Genomic DNA, 12,706 nt, shown 5'->3' on the forward strand with positions numbered 1-12,706 from the left:
TTGGTCGTACAGGAAGGGAACGGGACGGGTCAGCACCCGGCCGGTGGAGGTCCTCTTCTGACGACGGCGTGCCGGAGAGGCCGGAACGGCCCCGGCCGGACGATCAACACGCGCACCCGCGCCGGACGCGGCAGCACCGGGACCGGCGGCGCCTTCAGCACCCGCCAGGCGTCGGCCCCGATCCGCCGCAGCACCCCCCACAGGGCGGCCTCGCCCCGGGCGAGCCACCAGGCGGTGACCAGGGACGCGGTCAGGTGGGCCAGGAACATGCCGAGCGACACCCCGAGCCCGCCGTGGGTGTGGCCGGGGTCGGGCAGCGGGCCGATCAGCACCCGCGCGGTCTGCCCCTCGGTGAACAACTCGTGGAGCACGACCTGGGCCGCGACCTGCGTCCCGACGATGACACCGGTCGACCGCTCGCGTCCCGCGAGCACGAAGGCCGTGCCGAACGCGCCCAGCATCCCGACGGCGAGCGCCGCGAGCGTCGGCCCCTCACCTCCGGCGGCCTGGTGACCCACGGCCGCGAGCACGACGCAGACGGCGGCGAACGAGACCGAACGGGCGAACCGCAAGGCAGGACCGGCCGACCCACTCACCCCGTGCGACGGCGTCGCGTCTGGTGGGGTCGGGTGGGTCTTCGGCATGGCGCGCACATCTTCTCACGCTTCGGCGGGATGTCACCCCCGTGCCCAAAGCGATCCCGTCAGGAGCAGTGCGATATTTCGGTTTTTGTCGCTAATGTGGCCGCGCGGACCAAGAACGTTTTCGAGGTGGGTGACATGCGGCACTTCATCGGGCTGCTCGTCGGGATCGTCGTCGCCGCCGCTCTGCTGTTCGGAGGGGGCTGGGCCTCACGCGAGTCGTTGCGGGGATCCGTCAGTGACATCGACCCGATCCGGGATCCGCGGATGCTGATCGCGCTGGGCATCATGGCCGTCGTCGGGCTCCTCCTCGGGCTGGTGATCGCGGGGCGGATCTCGCCGGTCGCCACGTTCGTGCCCTCGATGGTGCTGCTGGCCTGGACGGTCGTGTACGCCATCGACGTCTCCCGCGCGACGAGCCTGGCGCCCGTCGGCGCGACCATCCAGAAGGAGATCGCCGAGGCCGGCCAGGGCATGCTCGCCCTGCTGTCGTCGGGCGTCTACGGGCTGGTGGGGATCGCCCTGTTCGTGCCGGTGCTCATGCCGTCACGATGGGCGGGTCCGCATCGGGAGTACGACGAGGAGTACGAGGAGCAGCCGGAGTACTACTGAGGTAGAGGTGCGCGACCACGTCCTCGATCGACTCCTGCCCGGGGACCAGCGCCCGCAGCTCGGCCACGCTCCCGTCGAAGGCGAGCCGGCCGTGGTCGATCAGCAGCACCCGCCGGCACAGCCGCTCGACGTCGCCCAGGTCGTGGGTGGTCAGCAGCACGGTCGTGCCGCGTTCGGCGTTGAGCCGGGCCAGGAACGAGCGGACCTCGGCCTTGGCGACCACGTCGAGCCCGATCGTGGGCTCGTCGAGCACCAGCACCTCGGGGTCGTGGAGCAGGGCGGCGGTGACGTCGCCGCGCATGCGCTGGCCCAGGCTGAGCTGCCGGACCGGCGTGCGCAGGAAGGCGCCCAGGTCGAGCACCTCGGTGAGCTCGGCCAGCCGGGCCGCGAACCGGCTCCGATCTACTTTGTAAAGGAGTCGGACCAGCTCGAAACTGTCGCGCAGCGGCAGGTCCCACCACAACGTCGTCCGCTGCCCGAAGACCACCCCGATCCGCCGCGCCAGCGCCTTGCGCTGCCGGGCCGGGTCGAGCCCGGCCACCAGCGCCCGGCCGCGCGTGGGGGTCAGGATCCCGGTCAGCATCTTGATCGTGGTGGACTTCCCGGCGCCGTTCGGGCCGAGGCAGCCGACGAACTCCCCGGCCCCGACCCGGAAGGTCAGGTCGTGGACGGCCGGCACGACCGTCCCGCGTACCTTGAAGTCGCGGCTCAGTGACACGGTCTCGATCATCTAGCTCCCCGTTGATCGGTAGCGGCGGATGCCCGCCCGCCAGGCGAGGGCGGCCACGCCCGCCAGCAGCAGGGCGGCCAGGGGCGCGGCGAAACGGAGCCAGCCGGGCAGCCCGAAGGGGTCGGGCCGCCCGAGCACGTAGAGGGCCGGCTGCCAGTTCACGAAGGCCAGCGGGACGATGTAGGTCACCCCTCGGACGAGCTGCCCGCCGTAGACCGACAGCGGATACTGCGTCAGCGTGACCCCGCCGTAGGTGAAGGCGTTGGCGAGCTCGGGAGCGTCGACCAGCACGAACTGGAGTGCCGCCCCGAGCGTGAACACCGCCGTGAAGATCACGACTCCGCAGACGATCATGACCGGCACCATCCACGCCCGCGACCACGGCACCACCGGCAGCGCCAGGCCGAGCACGATCGCCGCCTGGGCCAGCCGCCCGATCCGGTGGGCGCCGAAGCCGTCGGCGGCCATCTGGACGAAGGGGGACACCGGCCGGATCAGCATCGTGTCGAAGGTGCCGGCCCTGATGTGCTGGCTGAGGCGTTCGATGTTGCCGAAGAGCATGTCGGCGAGGGCGAAGGAGACGCCGCCGGTGCCGTACAGGAACATGACCTCGCGGAGCGAGAACCCGCCCAGGGTGGTGACGTGGGTGAACACGATGCCGATGGCGATGACGTCGAGGGCGTTGATCGCGAACGAGCTGATGATCGAGACGGCGAAGGAGGTGCGGTACTGGGCGGAGGCGCGGACCCACGTCCAGGCCAGCAGGAGGTAGTCACCCACCCTGCACCACCACCTTGCGCCGGGCCGCGACGGTGAGCAGCGCGCCGAGGCCCAGCAGGGCGACCGCCCAGAAAAGCTGGAACGCCAGGCTGCTGAACGGGGGGTCGGCGCCGAGCCACATGTCGGCCGGGACCTGCACCATCGCCGCGAACGGCGAGGCTTCGGCGACCGTGCGCAACCAGCCGGGGAACAGCCCGAGCGGGAGCACCATCCCGCTGAAGAAGAAGGTCAGCAGGGACGAGAGGGTGTGCATGCCCCGGTCGTCGGTGGTCCAGCAGGCCGCCAGCGTGACGAGGTAGCGCCAGCCGAAGCTGACCACGATCCCCAGCACGAACGACAGGGCGAACCAGGGCGAGACCGGCGCGACCATGGTGAACATGACCGCCCCGGCGATCGAGGGCGGCAGGCTGCGGGCGAGAGTCAGGTAGGCGGCTCTGCCGAGGTCCTCCGCGAGGCTCCAGAGCAGCAGGGGAGCGGGTCTGACCAGGTCGAACGCGATGTCGCCCGACCTGATGCGGTCGCCGAACGACAGGCCGCGGCCGAACACCTGCATGGGCCCGATGAAGCCCTGGGTGAGGAAGCAGAACGTGACGGCCTCGGCGATCGTGTAGCCCGCGAGGCCGGGGCGGGCCTCCCATAAGGCGATCAGGACATAGGCCCGCAAAACGCCGAAAACCGTGTTGGTGAAGGCCCCGGCGAGCGCCGCGGCGAGGTAGGTGCTGTGCCGGCGGAAGCCGTACTGGAACAGGCGCAGGTAGAGGACGAAGTCGGCCACCTCCCGCCGAGGATCGTAACCCGGTATTTCACCCCTGCCGATCTGCGTAACCCCTGTGTAACATCCTGGGTTACCTAACTAGGCATAAGGGAACGAATCGGACAAGGAGGGATCCGCATGAACGCTGACATCGACGTGGACGTTCGCCCGGAGCACCCTTTGAGCTGGCAGGCCATAGCGGCCAACGGGCTGTTGCGCGGCACCATGAAGCCCATATCGGCCGTCCTTCTCCGTACGACCACCAGCCTGGTCGTCGCCAACCGGATCATCGAGCTGGGCGGGCGCCTGCCCGGACTGGTCCCGGCGACCGTCTCGATCGAACAGGAGTCGTTCGGCGCCTGCTCGGGGGAGTGGGTACGCGGGTCCGGTCGCCCCGACTCCGATCTGGAAGAGCTCGATGAGAGCAAGGTCGTCCTCTATCTCCACGGGGGCGGCTATTTCATCTGTTCTCCAGTGACGCACCGGCCGATCACGTGGCGGTTGTCCGCCGTGACGCAGCGGCCGGTGCTGGCACTCGACTACCGGCAGGGGCCCCAGCACAAGCTGGCCGAGTCGCTCGCCGACGCCCTCGACGCCTACCGCGCCCTCCTCGACCGCGGCTTCGCCCCCGAAGGCATCGTGCTGGCCGGTGATTCGGCCGGCGGACATCTGGCCCTGGCGATGCTGCTCTCCCTGCGCGACAACGGGCTGCCGCTCCCCGCGGCGGCCATCTGCCTGTCTCCCTGGGCCGACCTCAGCGACGAGCGCAAGACCGCCAACCGCTGGGCCGACCCCCTGCTCCCCGCCGGCCGGGTCGAGTGGATGGCCCGCCGCTGGACCGAGGGCCTCGACAACCGCGACCCCCTCGTCTCCCCGGTCTTCGGCGACTACACCGGCCTGCCGCCGCTGATGATCGTCACCAGCACCACCGAGGTACTCCGCGAGGAGGCCCACCGCGTCGCCGAACGGGCGCGCGCCGACGGCGTTCCGGTGCGGTACGAGGAATGGCGGAAGATGCCCCACGTCTTCGCGCTCATGGCCGACATACTCCCCGAGGCCCGGCTCGTCTTCCCCCACATGGGCCAGTTCGTCGAGGCGGTCGAGGCCGCGGCGAAGACCGGCGGCGGCGAGGTCGCGGCCTGAGCTCGCGCCGTGAATCCGCCCCTAAGACGAGTTACGGCTGATACCGCTGTGACCAGGCGTTTGTTACCCCGAGGTCGTAGTGACCTAACCCGTTATGCCGCTTCTGCCTAGTTGGAGGCGCGGACCGTTCCATCCGGCCACAGTGTGCCTTGCGTACTTCTTTGGATCGGAGAGGTAACTTCCGGATGGCACGAGGCGGAACGGGCCCCCAGAACGGCATGCCGCCCGGCGTGCGGCCACTCACCGTGGGAGACCCGGTCATCATTGGCCGGTATCTGCTGCTCGGCCGCCTGGGCACCGGCGGCATGGGCGTGGTCTACCTCGCGGAGCACCCGCAGGGCGGCCTGGTGGCGCTGAAGACGCCCCACCCGATGCACCTGTCCGACCCGACGCTGCGCGCCCGCTTCACCGAGGAGGTCGAGTTCTCCCGACGGGTGGCGCCGTTCTGCACCGCCGCGGTGATCGAGGACGGCCGCGACCGCGACCGCCCCTACCTGGTCACCGAGTACATCCCCGGGCCGGGCCTGTCGCAGGTCGTGGCCGCGCGCGGGCCGCTCACCCCCGACCTGGCCTACGGCGTCGCCCTCGGCACGGCCGCCGCCCTGGTCGCCACCCACGAGGCCGGGCTCGTCCACCGCGACCTGAAGCCCGGCAACGTGCTGCTGTCGCCCAGCGGCCCGTTCGTGATCGACTTCGGCATCGCCCGCGACCTCGACACGCTGGCCGCGCACACCCAGGCCGGGCAGATCATGGGCAGCCCCGGCTGGGTCGCCCCCGAGCGGCTGACCGGCGGCCCGGCGATCCCCGCCTCCGACGTCTTCTCCTGGGGCTGCCTGGTGGCCTTCGCCTCGACCGGCTACCACCCGTTCGGCGCGGGCGAGGCCGAGGTCGTGATGCGCCGCATCATGCTGGAGGAGCCCCGGATCGCGGCCGTGCCCAAACTGCTCTGGGACACCGTGAACGCCGCCCTGCGCAAGGAGCCCGCCGAACGCCCCGACGCCGCCGAGCTGCTGTCGGCCCTGCTGGCCGCCGGAGGGGTGGGCCTGCCGCCCGACCTGCGGGTGGCCGTGGCGGAGGTCATGGAGGAGATCTGGCAGCCGGTGCCCTACCCGCGCGGCGGCGAGCTGAAGGCCCTGGCCGCCCCGGCCCCCGCGACCGGCGTCCGGGGACGCCGCCGCCGGTCGGGCTCGGCCACCCAGCACGCCGGATACGCCGCCCTGGCGACCGTCACCATCGCGGCGCTCACGGTCGTGGCGGCCACCAGCTCCCCGGCGGGCGGCGTGCAGACCGCCGAACCGCCGGCGGCGCTGCCGATGGTCGTGCTGCCCAACGAGGCCGCCGCCTCTCCCGAGGTGCTCGGCACGTCGCGGCCGCCGGTGGCGGGCGAGGTGCCGCCGGTCGGCGAGGACGGCGCGCAGGTCACCGTGACGGCGACCCGGACGATCACCCCGTCGTGGCCGCCGGGCGAGGACCCGTGGAACACCTCGGTGCCCTCGCCCCCGCCCGGGGGCGGCTGGACCCAGGGGCCGCCCGACTCCGGCCCGACGGGCAACCCGAACCCGAACCCCAATCCGACGCGGCCGACCCCGACCCGCCCGGTCCCGACGGGCGGGATCACCACGGAGCCGCAGTGGGGCGACGAGGAGTCCCCGCAGCCCTCGCCGTCCCCGTCTCCGTCGCCTTCGCCGTCACCCTCGCCGAGCCCGTCGCCGTCGCCCTCGCCGGCTTAGACGCAGCCTTGCGTGGACACGGCGGCGTTGGCGGCCCGTGCCTTGGTCGCCAGGTGACCGAACATCTTGGCGGTGACCGCGTAGCCCCGCTCGGCCTCGCCGGTGTCGGCCGCGAAGATCATCCCTGAGACCGTGCCGTCGGGCCTGAACAGAGGCGCGCCCGCGACGCCCGGATCGACGGCGGCCCGGACGATGAAGACCTCTTTGAGCACCTCGCGCTCGTTGTAGATGTCGTTGGTCACCGCGAGGGTGGCACGCCTGACGCCGCCCGACCTCACGACGAGGTCCCGGTCCTTCGGGTATCCGGCGAACGTGGCCCGCTCGTCATGGCCGATCGGGCCGAACCGCAGGGTTCCGGCGCGCAACCCCGGCACCCGCAACACGGCGATGTCGCGGTCGACGTCGAAGAGCACGACGGCGCCCTCGTGACGCGCTCCGTCGGACCCGAGCACCTGTACCGGGCCGCGGCTGCCGGCCACCACGTGGGCCACGGTCAAGACCCGCTCGGGCGCGTAGGCGAAGCCGGTACCGTGCGCCGTGTCCTTCTCGCAGGAGGGGGTGGCGGCGCGCACCCTGACCACGATCGGCCGCTGCGCCGCGATCTCGGGCGGCATCGACGCCGAGGCCGAAACCGGCGCCGCCTGGGTGGGCTGCGGGGCCTCTTGGCCGCAGCCCGCCGCGGCGGCGAGGGCGGCGAGCGTGAGTAACTTCCCGATCACCCGCCGGATCCTAGCTGGCCCCTAGTGGAACTGGTCCTCTTCGGTGGAGCCCCGGTAGGCGGTCGTCGAGGAGTCGGGTGAGATGGCGGTGCTGACCAGGTCGAAGTAGCCGGTGCCGACCTCGCGCTGGTGCTTGGTCGCGGTGTAGCCGCGCTTCTCGGCCTCGAACTCGGCCTCCTGGAGCCCCACGTAGGCCGTCATGCCCTCTTCGGCGTAGCCGCGGGCCAGGTCGAACATCGAGTAGTTCAGCGAGTGGAACCCGGCAAGGGTGATGAACTGGAACTTGTACCCCATGTGGCCGAGCTCGCGCTGGAACTTGGCGATCGAGGAGTCGTCCAGGTGCTTGCGCCAGTTGAACGACGGCGAGCAGTTGTAGGCGAGCATCTGGTCGGGGTAGCGGTCCTTGATCGCCTCGGCGAAGCGGCGGGCGACGTCGAGGTCGGGCGTGCCGGTTTCCATCCACAGCAGGTCGCTGTACGGCGCGTAGGCCAGCCCCCGCGCGATGCAGGGCTCGATGCCGTTGCGGACCCGGTAGAAACCCTCGGCGGAGCGGTCGCCGGTGCAGAACTGGCGGTCGAGCGGATCGACGTCGCTGGTCAGCAGGGTCGCGGCCTGGGCGTCGGTCCGCGCGATGACCAGAGTGGAGACGCCGCAGACGTCGGCCGCGAGGCGGGCCGCGTTGAGGGTCTTGACGTGCTGGGAGGTCGGGATCAGCACCTTCCCGCCGAGGTGGCCGCACTTCTTCTCGGACGCGAGCTGGTCCTCCCAGTGCACCCCCGAAGCGCCGGCCGCGATCATGCCCTTCATCAGCTCGAAGGCGTTGAGCACGCCGCCGAATCCGGCTTCGGCGTCGGCGATGATCGGCGCCAGCCAGTGGGGCGCGTCCTCGACGCCCTCGGCCCAGGTGATCTGGTCGGCCCGCAGCAGCGCGTTGTTGATGCGCCGGACCACGGCAGGCACCGAGTTGGCGGGGTAGAGGCTCTGGTCGGGGTAGGTGTGGCCGCCCAGGTTGGCGTCGGCGGCGACCTGCCAGCCCGACAGGTAGATGGCCTTGAGCCCGGCCCGCACCTGCTGGACGGCCTGGTTGCCGGTGAGGGCGCCCAGCGCGTTCACGTAGTCCTCGGTGTGCAGGAGGTCCCACAGCCGCTTGGCGCCGAGGCGGGCGAGGGTGTACTGCTCCTGGACGGAGCCGCGCAGCCTGATCACGTCGTCCGGGGTGTAGGTGCGGTCGATGCTGGACCACCGGGGATTGGTGTCCCAGTCATGACGCAGCTCGGCAGCGGCTGACCTGAGGCGTTCGGACATCATCTTCTCGGTCACTCCCTTGTTGCGTTGGGTCGTCACCTGGGGTGCTTGGTTCGAGTTTGTGTTGATGTCAAGAGACCAGACAAGCCGATATGTCTAGAAATATGGCCAAATCTTCGCGGAGCGAGAATTCGTTCCCGTGTTGTCCGCAGAAGAAACCTCGAATTTCCCATAAGGGCTAGACCAATCGATGTGAGCTGCGTCACCGGGCCTGGAAGATGTCACGAAATTTCGCCTATTCTGAGGAGATGCCCTCCGTGCTCGGCGAAGAACCGCTGTCTTTGACGCAGGAGATCGACCTGCTCGCGTTCGGCCAGCGCCTCAAACACCTCCGCCGGCAGCGTGGCCTCACCCTCTCCGACCTGGGTGAACGGGTTGGCCGGGCGCCCAGCCAGCTCTCCCTGCTCGAGAACGGCAAGCGCGAGCCCAAGCTGTCGCTGCTCAAGGCGCTCGCCGCCGCGCTCGGCGTCCCGGTCGAGGAGCTGCTGCGCCGCCAGGCCCCCAACCGCCGCGCCCAGCTGGAGATCGCCCTGGAGGAGGCCCAGCGCGACCCCCTCTACACCTCGCTCGGCCTGGGGAAGCTGAAGGTCTCCGCGCGGGTCCCCAACGACGTGCTGGAACACCTTCTGGGCTTGTACGACGAACTGAAGGCCCGCCAGGCCAAGGGCACCGCCACCCCCGAGGAGGCCCGCGCCGCCAACGCCGAGCTGCGGCAGAAGCAGAAGGAGGCCGGCAACTACTTCCAGGGGATCGAGAGCGCCGCCGCCGAGGCCCTGCTGTCGGTCGGCTACCGGACCGGCGCGCTGTCCCAGAGCATGATCCAGGCCCTGGTCGCCCACTACGGCTTCACCGTGCACACCGCGCCCGACCTGCCGCGTTCGGCGCGGTCGGTGACCGACCTGCGCAACCACCGCATCTACCTCAAGCGCGAGCAGCTCGGCATGCACACCCCGCGCACGATCCTGCTGCAGACCATCGGCCACATCGCCCTGGGCCACCACAAGCCGCGCGACTTCGCCGACTTCCTGCGCCAGCGCGTGGAGGCCAACTACTTCGCCGCCGCCGTGCTGGTCCCCGAGGCCGCCGCCGCGCCCTACCTGCTGGAGGCCAAACGCGACCGCGCCCTGTCGGTCGAGGACCTCCGCGACGTCTTCGCCGTCTCCTACGAGATGGCCGCCCACCGCTTCACCAACCTGGCCACGCACCACCTCGACCTGGTCTGCCACTTCGTGCGCAACGACGCCGGGGGCATCATCTACAAGGCGTACGAGAACGACGGCATCATCTTCCCGGCCGATGAGCAGGGCGCGATCGAGGGGCAGCGGCTCTGCCAGCAGTGGTCGGGCCGGCAGGTGTTCCGGTCGCCCGACCGCTACTCGGTCTACCACCAGTACAGCGACGGCCCCACCGGCACCCACTTCTGCGTCGCCCACGTCGACCCGTCGCACGAGAAGGACTTCGCGATCACCCTCGGCGTGCCGTTCCGCGAGTCGCGCTGGTTCCGGGGCCGCGAGACCACCCGGCGGACCAAGTCGAACTGCCCCAACGGCGACTGCTGCCGCCGCCCCCCGGCCGAACTGGCCCAGCGCTGGGAGGGGTACGCCTTCCCCTCGGCCCGCGCCAACTCCCACGTCCTGGCCGCGCTGCCGCCCGGTTCCTTCCCCGGCGTCGACGAGGCCGACGTCTACGCGTTCCTCGAACGCCACGCCGCCGATTAGAACGGTCACGACACCCCATAAGGTGTGTGCGTGATGGTCAGGGGGGAGTGCGGGCGTGCTGCCTGAGGTGCTGGCGTGGTCGGGCAGGCGATCGTCGTCGGCGTCCGACTGGCCCCTTCCGGCGCTGCTCGATGCCAAGGGCGCCACGACGATCAGCGTCGTGCTCCCGGCCAGGAACGAGCGCGAGACCGTCGGCGAGATCGTCACGGCGATCCGGCGCGACCTGCCCGGCCTGGTCGACGAACTCGTGGTGATCGACTCCCGGTCGACCGACGACACCGCCGCCGTGGCCGCGCGGGCGGGCGCGACGGTGATCGCCCAGGACGAGATCCTGCCCGACCTCAAGCCGCTCGACGGCAAGGGCGAGGCCCTCTGGAAGTCCCTCGCCGTCACCGGCGGCGACCTGCTGGTCTTCATCGACTCCGACCTGCGCGAGTTCGAGACCTCGTTCGTCACGGGGCTGCTCGGGCCGCTGCTGGCCGACCCTTCGGTGGCGTACGTGAAGGGCTGTTACGACCGCCCGTTCGGCGCCGAGCCGACCGGCGGCGGCCGGGTGACCGAGCTGGTCGCCCGCCCGCTGATCAACCTGCACTGGCCCGAGCTGGCCGGGTTCGTCCAGCCGCTCTCGGGCGAGTACGCCGGCCGCCGGTCGGCCCTGGAACGGGTGCCGTTCGTGACCGGCTACGGCGTGGAGATCGGCCTGCTGATCGACCTGCTCGACCTGTGCGGCCTCGACGCGCTGGCGCAGGTCGACCTCGGCCGCCGCGTCCACTCCCACCAGTCGACCGAGGCCCTCGGCGGCATGGCCGCGCAGATCCTGCAGACCGCCTGGTCGCGGCTGACCGGCGTGCCGCTCGGCAACGGCCAGCTGCGGCTGACCCAGTTCCGGCGCACGGCCGCGGGCCACGAACCGGTCGACCATGATGTCTCCGTCGCCCAGAGACCTCCCATGGCGGGCGTTCTATCCTGAGACGGTGCCAGACGACTGGTTCCGCACCCTGAGCTCCCAGCCTCACCCGCTGACGGCGGAGGAGTACACGCTGCTGCCCGGCGACCTGCTGATCGAGGTCGTCGACGGCTACGTGGTACACCGCCCCGCCAGCGACCGCCGGCACCAGATCATCGGCCGGCGGCTCGCCGACCTGCTGGAGAAGCACGCCCGCGAGGCGATGGCCCGCGGCTACGCCTGCCTGACCGTCGCGAACGCGGTCGACGTCCGGCTGCGCGACGTGCCGCTGCACGTCCGGCGGCCCGACGTGGTGCTCTTCCGGTGCCTCGACGAGGGCCACGCGCTGCGCCCCGACGACGTCGTGCTGGCCGTGGAGATCGTCGAGGCCACGACCGAGACCACCGACACCTGCGGCAAACCCAGCGAATACGGGCGGGCCGGGATCCTCTACTACTGGATCGTCCGGCTCGACCGGATCGGCGTCTGCGCCGTCGAGCGCTACCACCTCGACCAGGCGAGCATGACGTACAAGCACATCGGCACCCTGATGCGCGACGAGGGCGGCGCGCCCGAGGTCGGCACCCCGATCTCGATGATCATCGACTGGCCGGAACTCCAAGACTGACGGCGAGCCGGGCGGCGTCGAGCCGGGCCGGGCCCATGTAGTAGAGGACCGTTCCCGCGTTCAGTTCGGTCGGCCACGGCGGGTTGACCAGCAGCGTCGCGCCGTCGCGGGCGGCCAGCAGGGTCGCGCCGTGGTGGCGGCCCAAGACGGTCTGGCAGTGCTCGACCGTCACCGGCCCGACCGTGAGCGGCACCGAATAGGTGTCGGCGCCGCCGTGGGTCATGAGCTGGGCGTAGATCTCGCTGATCCCGGGGTCCTTCAGCTCCTCGGTGATCATGTGCGGGGTGTGCCACTGCACGCAGCGGATCCTCTCGCCGACGTACCGGACCTGCCTGACCCGCGCGAGATCGCGCAGCGCCACCACCAGATGCGCGGTGGTGGTCACGTGGTCGGCGGTCAGCGCGACGGCGAGGGCCTCGTTGTCGTCGCGGGCGTCGACCAGCACGCTGTGCGCCCTGTCGACGCCCGCTCTGCGCAGCGTCCTCTCGTCGGCCAGGTCGCCCCGGACGAACTCGACGTCCTTCTCGGGCATGGGATGGCTCTGGACGTCGTCCCAGGCGCAGACGACCACCTTCGTGCCGTCGGCGGTGAGTTCGTCCACCATCGTCTCGGTACGTCCCGGGCTGTAGCCCAGCAGCACGATGTGGCCGGACTCTCGCACCGTGATCGAGCCGTGCATGCGGCGTCCCCTCGTCCGTTCGATCCGGGTGGCGAGGCGGGTGAACAGCGTCGTCAGCGTGGCGATGCCGCCGACGATCACGTAGACCCCGACGGCGTGGCCCAGCGGCGATTCAGGGAACAGGTCGCCGTAGCCCACGGTCGAGGTCGTCACCACGAACCACCACCAGAAGTTGTCCGGCGAGGTGATGTCGGCGCCCGGTTCGGCCAGCGTCATCAGGGGCCAGCTCGTCGCGAACACCACGGCCAGCACGAGCACGGGAGTCCACCAGGTGCTGATCCGGGCTAGCAGCCGCGCGAGGAAGATCGGCATCTCAATCCC

General features: G+C 70.9%; 13 protein-coding genes. 6 read left to right on the forward strand and 7 right to left on the reverse strand.

The features are described from left to right. Positions 1–29: 29 nt before the first annotated feature. Positions 30–644, reverse strand: a complete 615-nt coding sequence (locus AW274_RS18195) for a hypothetical protein (protein WP_062433490.1) — start codon at positions 642–644, stop codon at positions 30–32. A 135-nt stretch (positions 645–779) separates the two neighbouring features. Between AW274_RS18195 and AW274_RS18200 the strand changes: the two genes are divergently transcribed. Further along, complete coding sequence (locus AW274_RS18200; RefSeq protein WP_062434634.1) at positions 780–1,253, forward strand: hypothetical protein; 474 nt, start codon at positions 780–782, stop codon at positions 1,251–1,253. Here AW274_RS18200 and AW274_RS18205 read toward each other — a convergent pair. From AW274_RS18205 to AW274_RS18215, 3 genes are read right to left on the reverse strand one after another with little or no spacing between them, the layout of a single operon-like run. Next, on the reverse strand, positions 1,180–1,983 hold the full coding sequence (locus AW274_RS18205) for an ABC transporter ATP-binding protein (protein ID WP_062433492.1): 804 nt from the start codon (positions 1,981–1,983) through the stop codon (positions 1,180–1,182). The genes AW274_RS18200 and AW274_RS18205 overlap by 74 nt on opposite strands. Further along, the gene (locus tag AW274_RS18210; protein WP_062433495.1) at positions 1,984–2,763 is read right to left on the reverse strand and encodes an ABC transporter permease; all 780 of its coding nucleotides are present in this window, start codon (positions 2,761–2,763) and stop codon (positions 1,984–1,986) included. Further along, on the reverse strand, positions 2,756–3,538 hold the full coding sequence (locus AW274_RS18215) for an ABC transporter permease (protein ID WP_232320171.1): 783 nt from the start codon (positions 3,536–3,538) through the stop codon (positions 2,756–2,758). Before AW274_RS18215 ends, AW274_RS18210 begins: the two co-directional genes overlap by 8 nt. Before the next feature lie 117 nt (positions 3,539–3,655). Between AW274_RS18215 and AW274_RS18220 the strand changes: the two genes are divergently transcribed. Then, the gene (locus tag AW274_RS18220; RefSeq protein ID WP_062433498.1) at positions 3,656–4,660 is read left to right on the forward strand and encodes an alpha/beta hydrolase; all 1,005 of its coding nucleotides are present in this window, start codon (positions 3,656–3,658) and stop codon (positions 4,658–4,660) included. 185 nt (positions 4,661–4,845) lie between these two features. Continuing rightward, positions 4,846–6,390 (forward strand): serine/threonine-protein kinase, encoded by a 1,545-nt coding sequence (locus AW274_RS18225; RefSeq protein WP_083974441.1) that lies wholly within the window; start codon positions 4,846–4,848, stop codon positions 6,388–6,390. On the opposite strand, the gene AW274_RS18230 is transcribed toward AW274_RS18225, so the two are convergent. After that, positions 6,387–7,109, reverse strand: coding sequence for a S1 family peptidase (locus AW274_RS18230; protein WP_062433504.1), 723 nt, complete (start codon positions 7,107–7,109; stop codon positions 6,387–6,389). The two genes, AW274_RS18225 and AW274_RS18230, sit on opposite strands and share 4 nt — an antisense overlap. A gap of 21 nt (positions 7,110–7,130) precedes the next feature. Next, positions 7,131–8,414, reverse strand: a complete 1,284-nt coding sequence (gene aceA / locus AW274_RS18235) for an isocitrate lyase (protein WP_083974537.1) — start codon at positions 8,412–8,414, stop codon at positions 7,131–7,133. A gap of 248 nt (positions 8,415–8,662) precedes the next feature. Here aceA and AW274_RS18240 point away from each other — a divergent pair, with 248 nt between their 5' ends. Genes AW274_RS18240 through AW274_RS18250 form a run of 3 tightly spaced genes read left to right on the forward strand, consistent with a single transcriptional unit; the run spans position 8,663 to position 11,706 of the window. Next, entirely contained in the window at positions 8,663–10,132 is a 1,470-nt protein-coding gene (locus AW274_RS18240) for a helix-turn-helix domain-containing protein (RefSeq protein WP_062433507.1), read from the forward strand. Positions 10,133–10,187: 55 nt separating this feature from the next. Next, entirely contained in the window at positions 10,188–11,102 is a 915-nt protein-coding gene (locus AW274_RS18245; RefSeq protein ID WP_062433510.1) for a glucosyl-3-phosphoglycerate synthase, read from the forward strand. A gap of 4 nt (positions 11,103–11,106) precedes the next feature. Next, positions 11,107–11,706, forward strand: coding sequence for a Uma2 family endonuclease (locus AW274_RS18250; protein ID WP_198169269.1), 600 nt, complete (start codon positions 11,107–11,109; stop codon positions 11,704–11,706). On the opposite strand, the gene AW274_RS18255 is transcribed toward AW274_RS18250, so the two are convergent. Next, on the reverse strand, positions 11,678–12,697 hold the full coding sequence (locus AW274_RS18255) for an ion channel (RefSeq protein ID WP_062433513.1): 1,020 nt from the start codon (positions 12,695–12,697) through the stop codon (positions 11,678–11,680). The genes AW274_RS18250 and AW274_RS18255 overlap by 29 nt on opposite strands. Between the last annotated feature and the right edge of the window lie 9 nt (positions 12,698–12,706).

This window comes from Herbidospora daliensis, from assembly GCF_001570585.1.
GTDB lineage: Bacteria > Actinomycetota > Actinomycetes > Streptosporangiales > Streptosporangiaceae > Herbidospora > Herbidospora daliensis.